Origin of the sequence: Leptotrichia trevisanii DSM 22070 (assembly GCF_000482505.1) — a bacterium.
GTDB classification, from domain to species: Bacteria; Fusobacteriota; Fusobacteriia; order Fusobacteriales; family Leptotrichiaceae; genus Leptotrichia; species Leptotrichia trevisanii.
Genome location: NZ_KI519445.1, coordinates 1 through 20,744 on the forward strand (window position 1 = coordinate 1; position 20,744 = coordinate 20,744).

Sequence of the window (20,744 nt, forward strand, 5' to 3'; positions counted from 1 at the left end):
GTTGAAAGTGGATTTATAACAAATAAAAATGATATGGAAGTATTAGAAGCAACAAAAAAGGAACTGGCAAAATATTATGTAGCGGCGGTAAAAAAATACTGGAATAATAACTAAAAATGGCTTCAATAGAAGCTATATTTGAACGCTAAAAATAATTTTGGTATTAAAGGCTAGCAAGGTAAAATTGATTGAACGGCTTGTTAGCCACGTTAGAAACAATATTAATAAAAATAAGGAAAAGGGAGAGATAAAATGAATACAATAACAAAAATTTATATTCTAAATAAGGCAAAAGAATTAATTTTAAAAGGAATTTATAAAATAGAAATTACAGAAAAAGCAAAAAAGGGAATTGAAAAATTAGATGCTGTGGCAGATGGATTTTGGGATAAATTAAGAGAGTATGTGAGAAAAGAAAAAGAAATTGATAGAAAATTTATTCCCAATTTTGCTGAAGAAATTGGAGAGGAAATTTTGGAACAGGGGATTGAGATTCTGGCACGAGAATTTGATATAAAAACATTAATTCAAAAAGCTTTTGATGTTGAGAAAAAGGAAAATCCAAAAATATTTTAAAAAGGAGCAATAATGGGAGAATACATTAAGGATATTATATTTATAGGGTATGGTTTACTTTTAGGAACATTAGGGAATTTGCTATACAGAGCCAATAACCACTTAGATATTAGTCCTGTTGTGGTTAGGATTTTATACGGTGCTATGGCACTGGCACTCTATGTGCTTACATATCTGTCTGTATATAAAAAAGTACCTTCACTACATCTGGTTATTATGGTAATAATTATAGTTGTAGGATATTTTGTTGAACTTCTTATAGAAGTTCTGGAAGATAAATTACCTAAAATAATAGACCGTTTCATAGATAGAATGGTAGGTGGGAGCAATGGCGACGACTCAGACAAGAAAAACAATTAGAGATTTGATATTTAAAGATAAAAGGCACAAAGATTTTCAAGAGAGTCAAAAAATAAATTTTGCCAACAAAGGCATACTAAAACTTACATCATTTTATACAATAAGCTCAATTTTGATGATAGCTTACAGAGATTGGCAATATAGAAGAAATTTAGACAAATTATTATCAGAAAATAATTGGGAAAAAATACCTTTGGTTCAACAATTGAGAGAGAAAACAATGTTTGAAAATCTTACGATAGTTATGTTAAGTATCATAGTATCATTCATTATATTGTATTATTATAATAAAAAGATGAACGATATAAATGAAAATAAATAAGTTTTATTGGGATAGTCAGAAATGGCTATCTTTTTTAATTGAAAATCAAAAAAACTCGTACTTGAAGTACGAGAAATTTAATTATAAATATTTAATAGTAATCTCAAATAAATGTCACCAATTTGTCGCCAAACTTTTTTATAAATAGACGCAAATACTTTAAAATCAATATTTTTACTTAAAAATGGCGCACCTGACAGGAGTTGAACCCATAACCTTCTGATCCGTAGTCAGACGCTCTATCCAATTGAGCTACAGATGCACTTTTTTGATTATTAAATTTAATTATTAAAAAAAAATGGCGGAGAAGGAGGGATTTGAACCCTCGATCCAAGTTTTAGCCCGGATACTCCCTTAGCAGGGGAGCGCATTCGGCCTCTCTGCCACTTCTCCAAAAATATAAATTTTAAATGGCGGGTGAACTGGGATTCGAACCCAGACATCTTGCGATTTCGCCGGTTTTCAAGACCGGTCCCTTAGCCGTTCGGACATCCACCCATACGTTACTCAATTAGTATATCATATATTTTTATAATTTGTCAATAATTTTTTCATAAATTTTATTAAAATTTGTGTACAGGGGCATAAAATAACCTACACCCCTTATTTCTATTAGTCTACAAATAGTAAATCTGTAATTTTTTCTATAAAAGGAATTTTAAATTCTTTTTTCAAAGCTGATGATACCGTTGCAATAATTTGGAATACAGATAGTATTACAAAAATTACAAAAAATAAAATATTTCCAGCAACTATAATAATATTTAAAAATGTTGAAATCAATAACAATACTGTTACTGCCAATGTCTGTTTTGAATATGCCCGTACAAATCCATTTTCCTGCTCCAGAATTAATGCAACTATTGGTATTAGTAGGCTAAATCCCATTGAAAAACTTAGATTTATAGGGAAAATGGCAGCATTTATGCTAAATCCTGCAAAAAAGCTTAAATTTATAAGAAAAGCGACAGCAAAGGCTTTTAATCCTGCGATTGACTTTTGTTCACTTACATTATTGTCCATAAACTCCTCCTAATTCTAATATATTTTTAGATTTTATTTCCTTTAATTACTCAAAAGAATTTTAACATAAAAGATATAAAAAATCAAATTGAAAAATTCGTGTATTAGCATTGATAAAAAAAGCAATATGTGATAGAATAAAAGAAAATGTAAAATATTAAATAAATAATGGAGGAGAAACTATGAGAAAAGTAATAGTAGCTGGAAACTGGAAAATGAACAAGACTGCAAAAGAGGCTGCCCAATTCTTCAATGAATTAAAACCTTTAGTAGCAGACGTAAAAAATGCAGGAATCGTAATTGGAGCACCTTTTACTGCATTAGAAACAGCAACTAGAGAAACTGCAGGAAGCAACATTAAAATTGCTGCTGAAAATATGAACGCTAAAGAAAGCGGAGCATATACTGGAGAAGTTTCACCATTGATGTTAAAAGATTTAGGTGTAGAATATGTAATTTTAGGACATTCTGAAAGAAGAGAATATTACCACGAAACTGATGAAATCATCAATGAAAAAGTAAAATCAGCATTGGCTCACGATTTAAAACCAATCTTATGTTTTGGAGAAACTTTGGAAGAAAGAGAAGCTGGAACTACTAATAATGTTGTTAAAACTCAAATTACTGGTGGATTAAAAGACGTAACAGCCGCTGAAATGGCAAACGTTGTACTTGCTTACGAACCAGTATGGGCAATTGGAACAGGAAAAACTGCCACTCCAGAACAAGCTCAAGAAGTTCACGCATTCATTAGAGGATTATTAACTGACTTGTACGGAAAAGAAGTTGCAGAAAACGTAACAGTTCAATATGGTGGATCAATGAACGATGGAAATGCAGCTGACTTAATCGCTCAGACAGACATTGACGGTGGATTAGTAGGAGGAGCAAGTTTAATTCCTGAAAAATTCGCTGTAATAATAAAAGCCGGAGATGCAGCAGCTAAGTAATTAAAATAAAAATTAATTAGCTATTCTCTTGTTTTGTAAATTATAGGAGGAACACGTGTTAGAAAATTTATTAATTATAGCTCTAGTAATTTTATCAATCATTATGATAAGCGTAATTTTACTACAGCCAGACAGAAGCCAAGGTTTAGCAAAAAGTTCTGCTAATATCTTGGACGAAGAAAAAGAAGGAATTGAAAAATTTACAGAAGTAGTTGCAACATTATTTCTAGTAGTTGCAATCTTATTCCAAATTGTAAGATAATTTTAAAAAGTAAATTTTTTTGATTTTTTATAAAAATATTAAAATCACAGTTAAAACAATGGCTGTGATTTTTTCTAATTTTAATTTTAGTTTTTTTGATATTAAGGAAGGAAAATATATTATGAAAATTAGTTATAAAGGAATTGGATCTGATTTAAAAAATATATTGTTTAAAGAGTTTGAAAAGAATGAAAATACGCTTTTTGTATTTGAAAATTCGGCTTCGTTTTTTGAGATAAAGAGGGAATTTTTACAGAATGAGGAAATGCAGCAGAAATTGGGAATTTTTCAGAATTTTAAGATGATGAATAGTTATGATTTTTATGAGAATGTGTTTGTGACGGATAAGATTGTGGTAAAAGAGGAAAAGCAGGTTGTGCTGTTTTACAATGCTTTGACTGAAAAGTTAAAAAAGGATATGAAGGTAAATAACTATTATGATATTATTGATGTTGCCTACAATTATTATAATTTATTTGCAGAATTGCAGGAATATAAGATTGATTTGGAGAAGGTGGAGCTGGAGAAATGGCAAGTTGAAACTTTTGGAACTTTGATTGAGATTGATAATGAGATGAAAAAAGTTGTGCAGCAAAAAGGGCTTATCTTACCATATATGCTTAGAAATGTGGAAAATATATCAGATAATTTTTTGAAGAAGTTTTCTAAAATTTGCTTTGTGAATAAAGTTAAAATTACTCCATTTGAAAAAGAGTTAATTGAAAATATTGAAAATAGAGGAATTTATGTAGAAAATATTTTGCAGCTTTCGGAAAATAATTTTAATGAGGAAAAGTTGAAAATAAAGGACAGTTTTTCATTGCCTGATAGAAATGAGTTTTGGGAAAATTTTGGGACAAATATTGAGATTTTTGAGTATGAAAATAAATTTTCACAGCTTTTGGGGCTTGTAAAAAAGCTGGATGAAATTGAAGTTTTGAATAATAAAACAAAAAATGAAATTAAAGAAAACTATGATAATAAAAAAGAAATAAAATTAAAAAATGATAAGTATTTTCAGAATGAAAAAATAACTGCGGATACAAAAATTATTCAAAATATGAAAAATATTAATAGAAAAAAAATTGAAGATTTAAAAAAGGATGAAAATCACGTAAATTATAAGATTTATGATTTGCAGGATAATGGAGAAGATGGGAAAAAGGATTATCAGCTTTTAAGGCAGGAAAAAATTTCTTCCAATTTGGAACTTACGATGCAGAAAACGAAGATTTATAAGATATTGGAATTGATTTGTAATATTTTGGAAAATGTTAAAATTATTGGGAAAAAATTGGAAAATGATGATTTTGATTCTGAAATTGAAAAAAATAATAATAATGTTGAACATATTCAAAATGAAGATTTAAAACTTTCTGATAGTAAAATAGAAGAAAATTTTGAAAATGTGAAATTTATGAAAAATTATGGACAATCTTTAAAAATCAGGATGAAAGATTTGTATGCTGCTTTTAAATCTAATGATTTTTTGAAAATTTTTGGCTTAAAAAAGTCGTATGATTTTTTTATGGAAATTGTAGGGCAGGATTATAAGTATATTTCAAGAGATGAAATTTTTAAGATTGCAGAAAAATTGAATAGCAGGATTGCTGGAACGGCGGATTCTGAAATTGCGGAACTGATTAATTTTATTAATGAAATTGAAATGATTTTTGACTATCAGACGCTTGAGGAATATGGGAATTATCTTGAAATGATTTTTGATAGAAGTGGAGAAATTGATAAGGATGTCAGAGATAAATATTTTGAGGCATTGTCGGAAATGGTAGTGCTGGAAGACTTTTCATTTGATAATCTCTGGAAAGATTTTTTTAATGAAAATGGGATTTCAGCAAGTTTACTGAAATTATTTTTGAAATATCTTGATAAAAAGGCGATTAGTCTAAATCTTGAAGAAAGCGATAAACAGGACAGTGAAAATATTTCAAGATATTCAATTAATTCATTTTCAGCAATTTCAGAAACACAAAAGGAAAATCTGATATTTCTTAATGTTCAGGATACTTTCCCAAAAATAAATGTAAATAACTATTTATTCACAAAAATTCAGCGTGCAAAAATGGGGCTTCCTGTAAGCGATGATGAAAAGCAAATTGAGATTTTTAGATTTTATCAAAATATTTTAGGAGCAAAAAATGTATATTTGTCCTATGTAAAAAATCTGGATGAAAACATAGATTCCGCTGGAGTTGTTGAGGAAATTAAGCTGAAATATGGAATAGAGGCACAAAAAAATAAAATAGATGAAAATGATGAACTGGATTTTATTAAGAAATATTTTTTGGAAAAAATGGAAAATTCTTGGGAATCACGAAAAATTGGGAAATTTATTCCAACGAAACTGAAAAAGGATTTGGATAAGATTAAGGCTGAAAAAGTGAGTTTGGGGTATTATTCCTTTGAGGAAATGCAGAATTTTGAGTATGGATATTATTTGAAAAAGATGATTGGAAATACAGAAGTTGAAAAAATTGAGGATAAAGTTGATAATCTGATGTTTGGAAACATTATTCATGGGCTTTATGAAAGAATCGTAATGGAGAACAAAGAACTGCTTGAACAGAAAAAATTTGTTATAAATAAAGAGGAAATTAAGGAAACGTTGAAAAATATCTTAAATTCACTTGAATACAAAATTCCGAAGGAATATCTGGAATTTTATAAAAAAGTTTCGTTTGAGGAAATTGTAAAATCTGTTGAAAAAATATTACAAAAATTGATGAAAACACTGGAAAATGAAGAAGAAATTGAGATTTATTCAGAAGAGAGAATAAAGCTGAAATCTGAAAAGGAAATTTATGAAAATATTTTTATAAATGGAATGATTGACTTGCATATAAAATTGAAAAACAAGGAGATTTTGTATGACTATAAATCTGGTATTTTGAAAAATAAAAAAGGGGAAGAAAAGAAGGAAAAAGTCGTAAATGCCTTTAAACAGCTGGATTATTATTCTGTTATGCTGCCTGAAAAAAGTGGGCAGGAAATAGAGAGATTTGTGGTAGATGTTTGGGATGGCGATATAATTGGCGATACAAGGGAAAAGGACGAAGATTTTCTAAATGAGGAGGATATTCGGGAAGTTGTGAAAAAATATTATGAAACCGATTATTATGATATTGGTGACGTAAGAGATGTACAAAATTACACTTATCAAACTTTTAAGGATGTATGCAGAAGGGAGGATGAATTAAATAGTGAAAATAAATAACATAAATGATAACAACCAAAATAAGATTATTTTGAAGGCAAGTGCAGGAACTGGAAAAACTTATAGGCTATCGTTGGAATACATTGCAAACTTAATAAGAGGCGTAAATTATAAAAATATCGTTGTAATGACTTTTACGAAAAAGGCTACTGCGGAAATTAAGGAGCGGATTTACGACTTTCTATATCAGATTGCGTTTGAAAAATATGACTGGATAGGATTGGAAGAAAGTCTAAAAGAACTTTATGGGTTTTCTGACAGCGAAATCTTGAAGGAAAATTTGCAAAATGTATATTTTGAAATGATAAAAAATAAGGATGAAATCAGGATTTACACAATTGACGGATTTACAAACAGAATTTTTAAAAATACTATTGCTCCATATTTTGGTATTTACAATTATGAAACAATTGATAAGGAAGAAGATGAGTTTTACAATGATATTTTGATAAAAATAATTGGAAACAGCTATTATTTTGAAAAATTTAAGTTTATATTTGATGAAGAAAAAGACAGAAAAAATATTTCAACTTATGTGAAAATTGTAAAGTCGCTGCTGGATATGCAAGAGAAATTTTTGCTGGCTGGCGATAGTTACAAGGAAGCAAATTTAATTTTAAAAAATAATAAATCAAGTAGAAGTTTTGTAGAGAATTTTGAAAATATTTTTGAAAACGTGAAAAAAATTGCTGAGATAAAAGGAAAAAAAGTTACTGAAATATTGAATGGAAAATTTACTGATATTTTTAAAAAGTTTGAAGAATTGAATCAAAATAATTTTGATATTTCTGCTATGCAAGATAAAAAAATAAAATTAATATTGGAAAAATCAGACGATATTTTTGGCACGGGAAATATTTGGGATGGTGGAAAAACTCGTGGGAAAGATGTTAAGGAGCTGCTGGATGAAATGAAGGAAGAGCAGGATATTTTGCGAGAAACAGTTTCAAATTATATTTTTAATGAGGAAGTATTGCCGACTGACAGGAAAATAAAGGAATTGGCAAAAATTATATTTGATATTGCAGAGCAGACGAAATTAAATACAAAAAGATTTACTCACACGGATATTTCCACCTACACATATAAGTTTATTTTTGACAAGGAACTGGGATTTGTAAAGACTGATAATAACAATAGCAACGCAGTTACTGAGGATTTTCTGGAACTTATCGGTGGGCAGATTGATACGATTATGATTGATGAATTTCAGGATACGAGTATTTTGCAGTGGAAAATTTTAGAATTACTGCTTTCAAGTGCCAAAAATATTATTTGTGTTGGCGATGAAAAACAGAGTATCTATAATTGGCGTGGTGGAGAAAAGGAACTTTTTGAAAATTTGGAAAATTTAATCGGCGGAAATGTTCAGAATCTAGAAAAATCCTATCGAAGCTACAAGCAGATTATTGAAAATGTGAATAAAATTTTTACTAACTATAATGAAAACTGGAAATATACAAATTCGTTGTATCGTGATGACGAGGACTATCAGAGAGGATATTTTGGATATTATTTTCAGGAAAGAAAGTCTAGATATGGAGACGAGGAAGAAAAGCCTGAAAAAGCATACGAGGAAATGATACGAAACTTGAGGGAAGGAAAAATTCAGAATTTTGGTAAAAGCTGTATAATTTGTCGTGGAAATAGGGAACTTGCGGAAATAACAGCAAGACTGAATGAGGAAAAAATTCCATTTACATTAGAGAGCAACTCTTCGATTCTGGATTACAGGGCTGTTAAATCACTGTATAAGCTGATAAAATTTTTTGTTTATCATAATTTTATTTATTTATTGGAATTTATGCGAAGTGATTTGATTGGCTGCCTAAATGATCACGTAAAATATTTAGTGGAAAATAAAGATTTAATTGAAAAATATATTACAACAAATATTGATTTTTCTCATAAAAATTTGGAAAATGAGAATAGTTTTGAATATTTTGTGGAAAATTTGGAAAATTTTGAAAAAAAAGAAAATTTGCTGGAATATAAAAATATTGATTTTATGGAAAGAAATGGACTTTCGTTTTCTGAAATTTTGGAAAAAATAAAGGAACTTTACAAACTTTCAATTAATTTGAATGATAAATATGTAAAAGAAAACTTTTCAAAAAAAATTATTCAAGATTTTGATGTAACAAGTTTTTATTCAACAAACAGCGATATAAAAAATATTTTTCAATTTTTCAATATTCTAAAGGAATTTGACAACCTTTACGAATTTGTTGTACATATTGAAGATGAAAAGGATAACTTGAAGCAAATAAGCAGTTCAGATGAAAATGCCATAAATCTGATGACAATTCATAAGTCTAAAGGGCTGGAATTTGACACGATAATCTATTACCGAAAAGGAAAAACTGGAGGAAATAATTTCAAAACCTTTGAAACATATTTTGATTATGATGAAAATTTTACAAATGTAACTAATTTTTTAATAACATTTTCAAAATATGCTAAAAATTTGAAAAATATAAAAGAATATGGAATAATCGCTGAAAAAAACTCTCAAAAAGAAAAAATGGAAGAAATAAATGCTGACTATGTAGCTTTGACACGTGCGAAAAAAAATCTGATGCTGTACTTTGAGGCTTACATAACAAAAAATGGATATTCCGATGATTTAATTAAGAAATTAATTGATGTTTATGATGAAAATACAGAATTTGGAATTGGAGAAATCACTGAAACAGAAAGAAAAATTGTGTCAAATTCTGAAAATTTAAAAGAAAATGCTAAATTGGAAGAAAATAAAATAAATAATAAAATCTTAAAAACTTATTTTTCCGAGGATAAATTTAAAATAAAAAAATCAAGTATAACTTTAGAAAAGGAATTTAAACGTAAAAAAGGGCTTGCAATGCATTACTACTTTGAACACATTTTAAATAACTTGAAAACTGATAAATTAATTGCAAAATCAGCACTTTTAAGTCGATATGGAAATATGCTTGGGAAAAAGATTGTAGAAGAGCTGATTGTTAGAATGGAAAAATTTATCGAAAAAAATAAAAATATTTATGATAAGAAATACAAAGTCTACACGGAATTTGAAATTTATGATTCTGATGGAAAAAAGCGTATTATTGATAGAATTAACATTGATGAAGAAAACAAGAAAATCTATATTTATGATTACAAGACTGGATTTGAGCCTGAAACGAATGAGAAGTATCAGGAGCAAATTAATGAGTATAGGGATATTTTAAGCAAAAAAGTTTCAACAGATTATGAAATTGATGTGAAATTATTGGAAGTTTAAAGTGATTTTTGAAAAAAACGGATTTTTCTATTTCAAAAATAAGATTAATAGGTTATAATAGTATGAAATGATTAAAATTTAGGAGGAAAAAATATGTCAATATTAGTTTTTGGACACAAAAATCCAGATACAGATACAATTTGTTCGGCGATTGCTTATGCAGAACTGAAAAATAAATTGGGAAAAGATGTTAAGGCTGTAAGACTTGGAGAAATTAATGAGGAAACTAAGTATGCTTTGAATTATTTTAAGGCTGAAAAGCCTGAATTGATGGAAAATGTGGCTGGAAAAGAAATAATACTGGTGGATCATAATGAGAGAACTCAAACTGCTGATGGATTTGAAGAGGCAAAAGTTTTGGAACTGATTGATCATCACAGAATTTCAAATTTTAATGTGGATGAGCCTTTGTATGCAAGAGTAGAGCCTGTCGGATGTACTGCGACAATCATTTTGAAATTATTTAAGGAAAACAATCTTGTACCAAGCAAGGAAACTGCTGGACTTATGTTAAGTGCCATTATTTCAGATACATTGCTTTTTAAATCTCCAACTTGTACAGAATGCGATGTGAAGGCTGGTAAGGAACTGGCTGAAATCGCTGGAGTAAATGCGGATGAGTATGGACTTGAAATGTTAAAGGCTGGAACTGCACTTGGAGATAAATCTGAAGCAGAACTGTTAAATATGGATATGAAAATCTTTGAAATTGATGGTGCAAAAATCGGTGTTGCACAAGTTAATACTGTAAATGAAGCAGAAGTTTTGGAAAGAAAAGAAAAATTACTTGCTGAAATTGATAGTATTATTACAAAAGAAGGACTAAAATTCTTTATGTTTGCAATCACAAATATTTTATCAAATGATTCTGTGGCTCTAGTTTCAGGAGATGGAAATGATATTATTGAAAAAGCATTTGGAGAAAAAGTTGACAGCAACTTAGTAACTTTGAAAGGTGTAGTTTCAAGAAAGAAACAGATCATTCCGCCATTAACAAAAGCGATTCAAGGATAAATTACAAAAATAAAAAAGGATTTTAAAAATGGCAATAGTGAAATTTAAGAAAAGGGAAGAATTGAAAATATTATTTGCAATAAAGCTGCCTATGATAATTTCTGAGCTTTATAAGGAAGTGCGAAATAAAAAGACAGCGAATGAGATAATAAGAAATTCTCTTAATATGACAAAAAATCGTGTGATTAACACACTGGAGCTGGTGGATGGTTTTGGAAATCAGTTTTCTGTACTTGTTATTTATGACAATATTCTGGAAGAAAAGGAACTTTTGAAATATAATATGGAAATTGAAAATATTGATTTCAGAATTCTGGAATTTGATTTCAATGGTAAAATGGAAATTGAAGAAATGATAACACACGTAAAAAGATTATACAATAAATAGTTTTGCAATTTTTATTTAAGTGACGAATTTTCATATTTGAATTAAAGATTATAGCTTAAAATAAAGTGAGGAATGTTTATGAAGAAAAAAATGGTAGTATTGGTTAGCATTTTAATGTTGTTAATGGCAACTGTTGTAAATGCTAAAGAAAAAAAATCAAAAGAAGAAAAAAAATTTGAAAAAATTATGCAAAGTTTTCAATTGGAAGCAGTTATAAAAACAACAAAAGGAGATATTTCATTTTATTTATATCCTGAAGCCGCTCCTAAAAATGTTGCAAACTTTGTATTTTTGGCAAAAAACAATTTTTACAATGGATTGACTTTTTTCAGAGTTATTCCAAACGGACTTGTTCAAGGTGGAGATCCTGCTGGAAATGGAACTGGTACAACGGGATATTTTCTCCCAGATGAATTTACAAAATGGCTGACTTTTGACGTTGAAGGAATACTGGCAATGGCAAATTCAGGCCCAAACACTAACAGCAGCCAGTTTTTCATAACTATGCAGCCAATGAAAAATCTGAATGGAAAACATACAGTTATCGGTGGAACAAAAAATCGTGAAGATTTGAGCGTATTAAGAACTTTGCGGCAAGATGACAAAATATTAAACATTGACATTAAAGGTAAAAAAGTTGATAAATTTCTTGATTATTTCCCAGACGAAGTCAGCGAATGGGAATCTAAACTGAAAAAACCTGAAAATAATTAATCCATAAAAACTCTCAATATAATAATTGGGAGTTTTTTCTTTATTTTTTATATTTATCAAAACTTGTAAACTCAGTTCACAAGTTACAGTAAAAATGCTATAATAATATGTAATTCAAATTAAAAGAAACGAGGAAATTAATGCACAAGGAATTTGCTGAAATTTACGATATTTTTATGAAATATGTAAATTATGACGAATGGTATAAATTTTTGAGAATGTTTATAAAAAAAAACGGAACTGTTCTGGATTTGGGATGTGGAACAGGGGAATTTATATGGCGATTTTTGAGGGATGGATTTTCGGTTGTTGGAGTGGATTTATCAGAAAAAATGCTGGAAATGTCTGAAAAAAAACTATTAAAAAAGAATTTTGCAAATAATTATAAATTAGTAAAAGAAAATATTGTAAATTATGAAAACATAAATGAAAATAATGATATTCAACAAGTTGATTATATTATCTGTAATTTTGACACGGTAAATTATTTAAAAAATGAAAAGGAATTTTTGAAATTTATTGAAAAATGTAATCAGAATTTGAAAAAAGATGGATATTTAATTTTTGATGCTGTAACAGAAGATATTTTTGAGGAAATATTTGAAAATGATGTATTTCTGGATGAAGAGTCTGAATATACAAGCATCTGGCGACACGAACAATTAAGTGAAAGAAAGCATCTGGTGGAAATTGACTTATTTATCCGTGAAAATGAAAATGATAACTTATTCAGAAAATACAACGAAGTGCAGCATAAATTTATTTACGAGTCTGAATGGATTGTGGAAACCGTTCAGAATAATGGTTTTGAAGTGTTTGATACTGCTTCTAATCCTGAATTTGGGGAAAGCAGAATATTTTTTGTACTAAAAAAATTGTAATTACTAATTTTGAAAAATTAAATTGATAAAAATTGGAAGAATTTTGGGTTTTAGTTAATTTATGAATTAAAAATTTGAATAAAATTTTAAAAAGGAAGTCATATTATGGAATTGGAAGACAAAAAAGAAATTTTTGAAATAGAAAATGAAATAGCCGATGAAGAGAAAACTGCACAAACAGAAGAAGAAAAAAGAAAACAAAAAATTTTTGAAATAGAAAAAAAACTAGGTAGGCATAATAATGAAAAAGAATTAAAAAATAAAAGAAATAACAAATTAATGAAATATTTTGCACTTGCAACAAATATGGTTTATATTTTAGCATTACCAATATTAATTATGCTGGGGTTTTATTTACTTTTAAAAAGATATCTGTTCAAAACGGATCAACCACTTGTCTTAATTATTTTTCTGATAATAGGAGCCGTTTCTGGCTACTGGTCACTTATAAAGCAAGTAAATAACATAAAATAATACAGATTGGGAAAGGAAGAAAAATGCTGGAAAAAATGCCACAAAACATAAAAAAAGCATATATTATTTCTATTTTTATTATGATATTAATCCTTCTTCTAGGGATAATTTTTAAGTGTGTAGAATTTTATTTTGGATATTTAACTGGGGCAGTAATTTCCACTATAAATATAAATTTGCTTGTGAATGGTGTGCATAATATCTTATACTTTCAGGATAGGGGTAAATTACGTGGAAATATTGAATATTTGAAGAGAATGTTAATATTTTGTGTGGGAATGTTTATAGTTGGGGAAGTAAGCCAGAAATACTTTGAAAGCCACGTACTGACAAATATTCTGGCAACTGGAATCGGAGCATTAAATTTTAAAATTTCATATTTTTTATGTTACTGGACTGAAAAATTATTTAAAAAAAAATGATTTTTTTACAACAACATATTAACAAAAAAATACAATATAAAATATGCAATCGAATTAAATATGCTGTTAAACAGCCCATTTATAATCAAACAAATTATAGAAAAACAAAATATCGCTACAAAACTTGTAACATACATTAATAGTATATTTTTTTTAATATCTTCTAATCTAAATTCCTTTTTCTTATCCCCTATTATCGGTTTTTCCACTTCTTTTCCAAAATATGAAACTTTTCCGCCAAACTGCACTCCTAATGCTCCTGCAACTGCACTTTCTGAATGTCCTGAATTTAGACTTGCGTGATTTTTCCTATCTCTTTTAAATATTTTCCATGCATTTTTGTAATTATATCTTAAAATATAACTTGCTGCTGTTATAAAAATCCCTGAAATTCTTGCTGGAATAAAGTTTACCACATCATCTAATTTTGCCGAAAATGTACCAAATTTTTCATATTTCTCATTTTTATATCCAACCATTGAATCAAGCGTATTTATCGCCTTATAAGCCATCGCAAGTGGAAGTCCACCCACAAACATATAAAACATCGGCGCAATCACACCATCCACCATATTTTCGGAAATAGTTTCCATTGTACTTCTAATAATCATAACTTTATCCATCTTTTCAGTATCTCTTGAAACCAAATAAGACAATTTTTCTCTTGCTACTTTCAGATTTCCTAATTTTAAAATCTTATAAACTCTTTTCCCTTCACGAGCCAATGATTTTACCGAAAATATTGTATACATCAAATAAATTTCAAAAATCTGCAAAACTTTTACAATTTTTGTCAATTTCACAAATCCATACATTACCAAAAATGTACTTGCAACTACTAAAATACCTAAAACTGCTCCACCAATAAAGCTACCCTTTTTCCCGTATAATTTTTTCTCTAAAAATGTAATCATTTTACCAATAATCTGGACTGGATGTGTAATTTTCTCTGGATCTCCAAAAATCAAGTCCAAAATAAATGCAATCCATATTTTTATTAAAAAATTCATTATTTATCTCCTAATTTTATTTAAAATTATTTTTTTAATAAGCTATATCGTCTGTTGCTTTTGTCCCCATTTCTTCCATAACTTCTATCATTCCCGCATCATTTTCATCATTTTTATTCCAAAAATCTTTACTGTAAAAACGTTTCCATTCTCCATTTATTGTATCATAAACAATCAGGTAAGCCATAAATTCTTCTTTATTTTCTGGACTATAAATATACATTCTATATTTATAATATTCTGGAGAATTACTATATTCTAATTCTGTTAAGTTTTTCCAAGGGTATAATTTGTTTATGTCATTTTCAAATTTATCAATATAATTAGCAATTTCAATATATGTAAGATCTGCTTTACTTCCCCCTTTATTATAAACTAACCCGATTTCCAAAGAACTTACGTTTTCTTTGTCTACTGTTTCATATACCATTTTATTTTTTTCTATATCACAATAAATTTTATTTGTTAATTTTGCAGTTTTTACTAATTCTACCATTTTATTTGCATATCCTGTATTGTTTTCATACCAATTACAATTAGAAGAAAAACCTATTGTTCCCACTACTAAAAATATTAAAAATAAAACTTTTCTCATAATTTCATTTCCTTTCTTTTTTGTTGTTTTTTTATTTAAAACTAATCATAGCCGTAGCCCTTCCAGCGTTTTTTCCTTCCCTTCTATAAGAATGAAATTTTTCATCAAATGTACTTTCAGTTGCTACAATCAAATTTTCCTGTTTTATCCCAAGTTTGAGTGCCATAAGTTCATTAAATTTTGTATTGTCAAAATGATATTTTTCTGTTTTCTCATTAAACCAAAATGATTTTTCCACAATTTCTCTGTTACTTTTTCCAAATTTTTCCACAAACTTATCATAAAATTCATTTCCAATTTCATAATCTTTCTGCCCAATCCCAATTCCTAACGCCATTACCACATTCTCAACTTGCGTTCCATATTTTTTTTGCATTTCCAAAAGCCCTGATTTCATCATTTCCTTAAATGTCCCTGGCCATCCTGAATGCCATACTCCTATAACCTGATTTTCCTTATCATAGACAAAAATCGGCAAACAATCCGCATAAAATGTAAAAATTGCAATGTCTTTCCTTTTTGTCAAAAATCCATCAATATCTTCCTCTTTTTCATAATAATATTTCGTTGTATCTTCATCAATGGTTTTTACATTGTTAGAATGTGTCTGAAATGCCATCACTTCTTGTTTATCGGTTAAATTCAAATCTTTTAGCAACTTTTCACGATTTTTTTTCTGTATACCTTCTATTTGATTTTCAATTGGGCAGTAATCAGACATATTTCCAGCGATTTTTTTTGTATAAACTGCTGTAATACCGTATTTTTCAAACTCTTCAATATAAAAATAATTTTCCTTTTCTATAAACATAATTATCTATCCTTCTATATTTTCTACATACTGTTCGCTAAATTTGAAAATATTGTTTCTACTGTTTTAATTTGTTCATCCAAATCTTTCATATGCCAAGTATTATTTACTTTATTCATATTTGAAGTTACAGTTATTTCTATATAATTTTCTTCTTTTTTAAATTCATCTTCTATAATTTCACTTATAGCATTCATAATTTTAGAAAAAACTTCTTTTTTATTCATTTTTTCCATTTGAGCTATCATATCTTCTGCATCTTTATATTTTAATTTTTGTGCAACAAGTTTAAGAAGTTCATATTCATTCTGAAATTTTGCAATATTTCCTTTACTACCGTCAAAAATTTTTACTTTTTGAGTAACCTGTGCTTCTGTGTCATTAAAAAATCTAATCTCTTCTATTTTACTTTGCTGATGCTCAATTCCTTTTTCCATCATACTAACTGCCATTTGCTTTAACATTTCAGCAGCAAAACTTTCATCTGTACCTTGAGTGGCTTTTTCTACCATATTTTCTAAAAAACTTTTAGCTGCTTCTTTTGTTTTACTTTTGTATTTCTCAGTGTCAGCTTCAAAACCCTTTTTTACTTCTAAAGAAATTTTTTTCATTTTTTTCTCAGAAATTTTATAACTTTCACTTTTTGTAACATTGTAGTCCAATTTAGGTTCAGGCCCACACATTTGTACAGATAATAATACTAATACTGTCATTACTAATTTTTTTATTTTCATAATATTTTATTTCCTTCCTGTTTTTTTATTACGCTAAAATAATTTTTTATTACCATTTTTTATAAAAACATCATTATCATATACCCTGAAATTATCGAAAAAATCCAAAGAGTAACACCATACAAAAGATTTTTCCCAGTCATTTTTTTTATAGTCTGTACATTTAATGAAGTTCCGATCATATAAAGTGCAAGGGATAACAGCATTTTCCCTATTTGAGTAAGTAAACTGTAAATTGCTGGTAAATTTATTATTGTTGCAACAATTGAAGCTAAAATGAAAAATAATATAAAAATCGGAAATTTAATCTTCTTATTTTCAGATTTATTTAAAATGCTAAGAACAATAACTATTGGAATAATCCAGAGAGTTCTGGTAAGTTTCATAATTGTGGCTATTCTCAAGGCTTCTGTGCTGTGAAAAGCTGCAGCTGATACTACCGAACTTGTATCATGTATGCTTAGTGCAGTCCATATTCCAGTTTGTTCAGCATTTAACTTAAAATAATTAATAAAAAATGCAAAAAGAAATAATGCGACTGTATTTAAAATAAATACTATCCCAGTAGACAAGGCAATATCCTCATCAGAAGCCTCAATTACTGGAGAAGTTGCCGCAATAGCACTTCCACCGCAAATAGCAGTCCCAAACACAATTAATTGTGACAACTTTTTTTCCATTTTAAAAATTTTTGCCAAAAATAACCCGATACTTATAACTACAATCAAACTAATTGCCGTCTGAAAAATCCCTTTACTTCCAACAGCAACAACCTTACTTATGCTAAGTCCAAATCCAAAAAATACGACAGCTGAATTTAGCGTAAGTTTTCGTATTTTCCCTAAATTTTTTGGAACTAGAATTAAACTGAAACTTGCCAGAATAATTCCCATAAGAAGAGATATTCCCGAAGCAAAAGCGTGAACACTTTTAATTAATGGAAGCATTAACGCAATTGCACATCCCGCATAAAATACTATTTTTTTATTCATTTTATAACTCCTAACTTTCAAAATATTTACAAAAGGTTTTTATTATTTTTTCCTATTACCAAAATAATCCGTCAATTCTAAAAATAACTGATTCCCCTCAAATTCGTCAAAAATAATCTTTTTCGCTTTTTCCAAATACTCCTGTAGCAGCCTTTTACTTTCTTCAAGCCCAAAAATACTCGGATAAGTAGTCTTGTCATTTTCAATATCATTCGATTTTTTACCAATTTCCTCAAAATTCCCTTCAATATCTAGAATATCATCCTTAATCTGAAAGGCAATTCCCAACAACTTTGAATATTCCACCATTTTTTCACGCTTTTCACTTTCAACATCCAAAGCAATCATTGGCAATTCAATCGCAGCAGTCAGTAATTTTCCAGTCTTATGAGCATGAATATATTTTAATGTGTCAATTTCCACTTTCTTATTTTCAGACTCCATATCCACAAACTGCCCTCCAACCATTCCAAAAAATCCTGCATATTTAGATAATTTTGAAATAATCTCAATCTTATTTTTATCTCCTAAACTTTTAGAATTAGCAATTATCCCAAAGGCTTCTGTCAAAAGAACATCTCCCACAAGAACCCCAATTGCTTCATTATATTTTTTGTGAACTGTAAATTTACCACGTCTGTAATCATCATTGTCCATCGCTGGCAAATCATCGTGAACAAGTGAATAGCAATGTATAAATTCAAGTACATTGGCAATTTCCCTAACCTTATCATAACTTTTACAATTATTTTTTTCAAACAAATCACAAATCATATACATCAAAATAGGACGTATTCGCTTTCCTCCGTTCATAACCGCATATTCCATTGCCTCTGCCAATTTTTCAGGATATCTACCCCTATAATTCCCAAGTAATTCCCTCAGGCTATTCTCCACAACCTTCTTTTTCTCTTCCAAATATTCCCGTAACATTTTATCCCCCGTCACTCAAATTTTTATTTTAAATAAAATTTATTTAAAAACTGAACTCAAAAATTTTAAATATTCTGCTTCTATACTTTCAAAAATCTATCTTTAATTTTTATTCAAACTCTTCCATTTCCACTTTCCCATTTTTTTCAAGCACCTTCATAACTTTTCCTTCCCCAGCTTCAAGCAATTTTTCAGAATCTTTAATAAGCTTAATCGCCTTTTCATATTCAGAAATTGAATCATCTAGTGATAATTCCTCACTTTCCAATTTTTCCAAAATTTCATCAATTTGTGCAATATTTTCTTCATAACTTTGTTTTTTTACTGCCATTTTTATTTCTCCTTATTTTTTATTTTTTCAATCTTCAAACCTATAAAAACTAACCACCTTCTTATTATAATCTCTCTCATCGTACTTCACAAAATCACCTATTTTATCCGCCATTTTCTCATACGTGCTGTGTTCTGAAATTATAATTCCATCTCGTTCCAAAAGATTTTCTTCTGATATTTTTTCAATCGTTTTTGTTGAAATATTTCCCTTATAAGGTGGATCCAAAAATATTATATCAAATGTTTCATTTTTTCTTGAAAGGATTTCTATCGCTCGAAAAACATCATTTTTATAAGCACGGCATTTTTCTTCCACGCCAAGATGATTCACATTTTCAATAATTACTCTAAGTGCCTCCTTATCCTCTTCAATCATAATCGCCCTTTTTGCCCCACGGCTAAGTGCTTCAAATGAAACATTCCCAGTTCCTGAATACAAGTCCAGAAATTTTGCATCTACGACTTTTTCTCCAATTATGCTGAAAATTGCCTCCTTTATCCTTTCCAGCGTTGGCCTGGTTTCTCTCCCCTCCCTCGACTTTATTCTCCTATTTTTCAACGTTCCTGCTATAATTCTCATTTTTCCCTCATTTCAATTTTTGTGATTCTCTCTATATTTGAATTAATCTGTGTATATTTTACTACATTTCAGGCAAAATTACCAATATTTACCCTACTTAAATTTTATTGAAATTTTTCCATCCAGATTTACTCCACTCTCTAACAGTTCGTAATGCTCTTTTGTACTATTTTTACTAACATTCTTAAATTCATAATCTTTAAAATTTATACTGGCAATTTTTAAATCTGATTTATTATAAACATTTACATATAATATTTCCGCCTTATTTTTATTAAAAAAATTGTCAACTAGCTCAAAACTGTACACAAAATCCTTATTTCTTGAAAATTTTGTATTTACCAAATCATAATAAACAGCGATTTTCCCTTCTTCCATCGCCGGAATAACCTTTGAAATGGCAAACCATTCACGCTGGATACTATCTGTAACTTGACTTTCATAAATATTTTCATCAAATTTTATAACTGCTCTCAAGTTTTGTGCCTTTTTATAATCTGTCAAAAACTTTATATTTTTTACAAATTTCCCCCGATTATTCGTATTTTTATTACTAAAATCCTCTTTTAAGCTCTTCTCAATATTCGTATCCAGCCAGAACATAAACGTCGATTTCACATTATAATTCCCGACATTTTCAAATGTATAAACACTCTCAACCTTTATTGTCTTATTTTTCTCAATCGTAATATTCAAATCTTCCCTTTTTATAACTAATGGCTCCTGTCTTACAATTTTCAAATTTCCAATTGCCAAAAACTCTGATTTTTCAGAAAATGTTACAATGTTTATTGTAAAAAATATTATCATTATTAATACTATTTCAAAAGATTTTTTTAATTTCTTATTATTCAAAAAAAACATATCTCAACT

The 20,744-nt window shown here is 28.6% G+C and carries 23 protein-coding genes and 3 tRNA genes; 13 read left to right on the plus strand and 13 right to left on the minus strand.

Annotated features, from left to right (window positions below; genetic code table 11):
* The first annotated feature begins 252 nt into the window (after nt 1–252).
* The 3 genes from K324_RS0111930 (at nt 253) to K324_RS0111940 (ending at nt 1,258) form a co-directional block, all read left to right on the plus strand.
* Nucleotides 253–576: a hypothetical protein gene (locus K324_RS0111930; protein WP_026749332.1), complete on the plus strand. Its 324-nt coding sequence runs from the start codon at nt 253–255 to the stop codon at nt 574–576.
* A gap of 78 nt (nt 577–654) precedes the next feature.
* Entirely contained in the window at nt 655–936 is a 282-nt protein-coding gene (locus tag K324_RS0111935; protein ID WP_169720586.1) for a hypothetical protein, read from the plus strand.
* Nucleotides 905–1,258, plus strand: a complete 354-nt coding sequence (locus K324_RS0111940) for a hypothetical protein (RefSeq protein WP_026749334.1) — start codon at nt 905–907, stop codon at nt 1,256–1,258. The genes K324_RS0111935 and K324_RS0111940 overlap by 32 nt, the downstream gene beginning before the upstream one ends.
* 185 nt (nt 1,259–1,443) lie before the next feature.
* Here the strand turns inward: K324_RS0111940 and K324_RS0111950 are convergent.
* The 4 genes from K324_RS0111950 to K324_RS0111965 all read right to left on the minus strand — a co-directional run bounded on the left by K324_RS0111950 (nt 1,444) and on the right by K324_RS0111965 (nt 2,281).
* Nucleotides 1,444–1,520, minus strand: a tRNA-Arg gene (locus K324_RS0111950).
* A gap of 37 nt (nt 1,521–1,557) precedes the next feature.
* Nucleotides 1,558–1,651, minus strand: a tRNA-Ser gene (locus tag K324_RS0111955).
* Nucleotides 1,652–1,669: 18 nt separating this feature from the next.
* Nucleotides 1,670–1,756, minus strand: a tRNA-Ser gene (locus K324_RS0111960).
* A gap of 114 nt (nt 1,757–1,870) precedes the next feature.
* Nucleotides 1,871–2,281, minus strand: a complete 411-nt coding sequence (locus tag K324_RS0111965) for a magnetosome magnetite crystal formation protein family (protein ID WP_026749335.1) — start codon at nt 2,279–2,281, stop codon at nt 1,871–1,873.
* Nucleotides 2,282–2,463: 182 nt separating this feature from the next.
* On the opposite strand from K324_RS0111965, the gene tpiA reads away from it, so the two are divergent.
* From tpiA to K324_RS0112015, 10 genes are all read left to right on the plus strand, one after another.
* Nucleotides 2,464–3,231 carry a triose-phosphate isomerase gene (gene tpiA / locus K324_RS0111970; protein WP_026749336.1) on the plus strand — a complete coding sequence of 256 codons (768 nt, stop codon included), beginning with the start codon at nt 2,464–2,466 and terminating at the stop codon, nt 3,229–3,231.
* A 55-nt stretch (nt 3,232–3,286) separates the two neighbouring features.
* A complete protein-coding gene (gene secG / locus K324_RS0111975) occupies nt 3,287–3,493 on the plus strand; it encodes a preprotein translocase subunit SecG (RefSeq protein ID WP_026749337.1) in 207 nt (68 codons plus the stop codon).
* Between the two features lie 121 nt (nt 3,494–3,614).
* Complete coding sequence (locus tag K324_RS0111980; protein WP_026749338.1) at nt 3,615–6,725, plus strand: PD-(D/E)XK nuclease family protein; 3,111 nt, start codon at nt 3,615–3,617, stop codon at nt 6,723–6,725.
* Nucleotides 6,712–9,990, plus strand: a complete 3,279-nt coding sequence (locus K324_RS0111985; protein ID WP_026749339.1) for a UvrD-helicase domain-containing protein — start codon at nt 6,712–6,714, stop codon at nt 9,988–9,990. The genes K324_RS0111980 and K324_RS0111985 overlap by 14 nt, the downstream gene beginning before the upstream one ends.
* Before the next feature lie 93 nt (nt 9,991–10,083).
* The gene (locus K324_RS0111990) at nt 10,084–11,004 is read left to right on the plus strand and encodes a manganese-dependent inorganic pyrophosphatase (RefSeq protein WP_026749340.1); all 921 of its coding nucleotides are present in this window, start codon (nt 10,084–10,086) and stop codon (nt 11,002–11,004) included.
* Between the two features lie 28 nt (nt 11,005–11,032).
* Complete coding sequence (locus K324_RS0111995; protein ID WP_026749341.1) at nt 11,033–11,392, plus strand: hypothetical protein; 360 nt, start codon at nt 11,033–11,035, stop codon at nt 11,390–11,392.
* A 78-nt stretch (nt 11,393–11,470) separates the two neighbouring features.
* The gene (locus K324_RS0112000) at nt 11,471–12,106 is read left to right on the plus strand and encodes a peptidylprolyl isomerase (RefSeq protein WP_026749342.1); all 636 of its coding nucleotides are present in this window, start codon (nt 11,471–11,473) and stop codon (nt 12,104–12,106) included.
* Nucleotides 12,107–12,246: 140 nt separating this feature from the next.
* Nucleotides 12,247–12,987 (plus strand): class I SAM-dependent methyltransferase, encoded by a 741-nt coding sequence (locus K324_RS0112005; RefSeq protein ID WP_026749343.1) that lies wholly within the window; start codon nt 12,247–12,249, stop codon nt 12,985–12,987.
* A gap of 105 nt (nt 12,988–13,092) precedes the next feature.
* Entirely contained in the window at nt 13,093–13,461 is a 369-nt protein-coding gene (locus tag K324_RS0112010) for an AtpZ/AtpI family protein (RefSeq protein ID WP_026749344.1), read from the plus strand.
* Between the two features lie 23 nt (nt 13,462–13,484).
* Nucleotides 13,485–13,883: a hypothetical protein gene (locus K324_RS0112015; RefSeq protein ID WP_026749345.1), complete on the plus strand. Its 399-nt coding sequence runs from the start codon at nt 13,485–13,487 to the stop codon at nt 13,881–13,883.
* 5 nt (nt 13,884–13,888) lie between these two features.
* On the opposite strand, the gene cbiB is transcribed toward K324_RS0112015, so the two are convergent.
* From cbiB to K324_RS0112060, 9 genes are all read right to left on the minus strand, one after another.
* Nucleotides 13,889–14,893, minus strand: coding sequence for an adenosylcobinamide-phosphate synthase CbiB (gene cbiB, locus K324_RS0112020; protein ID WP_026749346.1), 1,005 nt, complete (start codon nt 14,891–14,893; stop codon nt 13,889–13,891).
* Nucleotides 14,894–14,927: 34 nt separating this feature from the next.
* A complete protein-coding gene (locus K324_RS0112025; protein WP_026749347.1) occupies nt 14,928–15,488 on the minus strand; it encodes a hypothetical protein in 561 nt (186 codons plus the stop codon).
* A 31-nt stretch (nt 15,489–15,519) separates the two neighbouring features.
* Nucleotides 15,520–16,299: a purine nucleoside phosphorylase YfiH/LACC1 family protein gene (locus K324_RS0112030; protein WP_026749348.1), complete on the minus strand. Its 780-nt coding sequence runs from the start codon at nt 16,297–16,299 to the stop codon at nt 15,520–15,522.
* 23 nt (nt 16,300–16,322) lie between these two features.
* On the minus strand, nt 16,323–17,033 hold the full coding sequence (locus K324_RS0112035) for a hypothetical protein (RefSeq protein WP_026749349.1): 711 nt from the start codon (nt 17,031–17,033) through the stop codon (nt 16,323–16,325).
* Between the two features lie 59 nt (nt 17,034–17,092).
* A complete protein-coding gene (locus K324_RS14920) occupies nt 17,093–18,025 on the minus strand; it encodes a YeiH family protein (RefSeq protein ID WP_036095760.1) in 933 nt (310 codons plus the stop codon).
* Between the two features lie 42 nt (nt 18,026–18,067).
* Nucleotides 18,068–18,958 (minus strand): polyprenyl synthetase family protein, encoded by an 891-nt coding sequence (locus K324_RS0112045; RefSeq protein WP_026749350.1) that lies wholly within the window; start codon nt 18,956–18,958, stop codon nt 18,068–18,070.
* 109 nt (nt 18,959–19,067) lie between these two features.
* Nucleotides 19,068–19,289 (minus strand): exodeoxyribonuclease VII small subunit, encoded by a 222-nt coding sequence (gene xseB / locus K324_RS0112050; protein ID WP_018451160.1) that lies wholly within the window; start codon nt 19,287–19,289, stop codon nt 19,068–19,070.
* 27 nt (nt 19,290–19,316) lie between these two features.
* Nucleotides 19,317–19,871, minus strand: a complete 555-nt coding sequence (gene rsmD, locus K324_RS0112055) for a 16S rRNA (guanine(966)-N(2))-methyltransferase RsmD (RefSeq protein ID WP_026749351.1) — start codon at nt 19,869–19,871, stop codon at nt 19,317–19,319.
* 93 nt (nt 19,872–19,964) lie between these two features.
* Complete coding sequence (locus K324_RS0112060; RefSeq protein ID WP_026749352.1) at nt 19,965–20,735, minus strand: hypothetical protein; 771 nt, start codon at nt 20,733–20,735, stop codon at nt 19,965–19,967.
* Between the last annotated feature and the right edge of the window lie 9 nt (nt 20,736–20,744).

Excerpts from the sequence above, each read along its gene's own strand:
- cbiB (WP_026749346.1), bottom strand. The coding sequence starts at position 14,893 with ATGAATTTTTTAATAAAAATATGGATTGCATTTATTTTGGACTTGATT.
- rsmD (WP_026749351.1), bottom strand. The coding sequence starts at position 19,871 with ATGAGAATTATAGCAGGAACGTTGAAAAATAGGAGAATAAAGTCGAGG.
- K324_RS0112000 (WP_026749342.1), top strand. The coding sequence starts at position 11,471 with ATGAAGAAAAAAATGGTAGTATTGGTTAGCATTTTAATGTTGTTAATG.
- K324_RS0112060 (WP_026749352.1), bottom strand. The coding sequence starts at position 20,735 with ATGTTTTTTTTGAATAATAAGAAATTAAAAAAATCTTTTGAAATAGTA.
- K324_RS0112025 (WP_026749347.1), bottom strand. The coding sequence starts at position 15,488 with ATGAGAAAAGTTTTATTTTTAATATTTTTAGTAGTGGGAACAATAGGT.
- K324_RS14920 (WP_036095760.1), bottom strand. The coding sequence starts at position 18,025 with ATGAATAAAAAAATAGTATTTTATGCGGGATGTGCAATTGCGTTAATG.
- K324_RS0112005 (WP_026749343.1), top strand. The coding sequence starts at position 12,247 with ATGCACAAGGAATTTGCTGAAATTTACGATATTTTTATGAAATATGTA.
- K324_RS0111990 (WP_026749340.1), top strand. The coding sequence starts at position 10,084 with ATGTCAATATTAGTTTTTGGACACAAAAATCCAGATACAGATACAATT.
- K324_RS0111940 (WP_026749334.1), top strand. The coding sequence starts at position 905 with ATGGCGACGACTCAGACAAGAAAAACAATTAGAGATTTGATATTTAAA.
- K324_RS0112015 (WP_026749345.1), top strand. The coding sequence starts at position 13,485 with ATGCTGGAAAAAATGCCACAAAACATAAAAAAAGCATATATTATTTCT.
- K324_RS0112045 (WP_026749350.1), bottom strand. The coding sequence starts at position 18,958 with ATGTTACGGGAATATTTGGAAGAGAAAAAGAAGGTTGTGGAGAATAGC.
- tpiA (WP_026749336.1), top strand. The coding sequence starts at position 2,464 with ATGAGAAAAGTAATAGTAGCTGGAAACTGGAAAATGAACAAGACTGCA.
- K324_RS0111965 (WP_026749335.1), bottom strand. The coding sequence starts at position 2,281 with ATGGACAATAATGTAAGTGAACAAAAGTCAATCGCAGGATTAAAAGCC.
- K324_RS0111980 (WP_026749338.1), top strand. The coding sequence starts at position 3,615 with ATGAAAATTAGTTATAAAGGAATTGGATCTGATTTAAAAAATATATTG.
- xseB (WP_018451160.1), bottom strand. The coding sequence starts at position 19,289 with ATGGCAGTAAAAAAACAAAGTTATGAAGAAAATATTGCACAAATTGAT.
- K324_RS0112030 (WP_026749348.1), bottom strand. The coding sequence starts at position 16,299 with ATGTTTATAGAAAAGGAAAATTATTTTTATATTGAAGAGTTTGAAAAA.
- K324_RS0112035 (WP_026749349.1), bottom strand. The coding sequence starts at position 17,033 with ATGAAAATAAAAAAATTAGTAATGACAGTATTAGTATTATTATCTGTA.
- K324_RS0111930 (WP_026749332.1), top strand. The coding sequence starts at position 253 with ATGAATACAATAACAAAAATTTATATTCTAAATAAGGCAAAAGAATTA.
- K324_RS0112010 (WP_026749344.1), top strand. The coding sequence starts at position 13,093 with ATGGAATTGGAAGACAAAAAAGAAATTTTTGAAATAGAAAATGAAATA.
- K324_RS0111995 (WP_026749341.1), top strand. The coding sequence starts at position 11,033 with ATGGCAATAGTGAAATTTAAGAAAAGGGAAGAATTGAAAATATTATTT.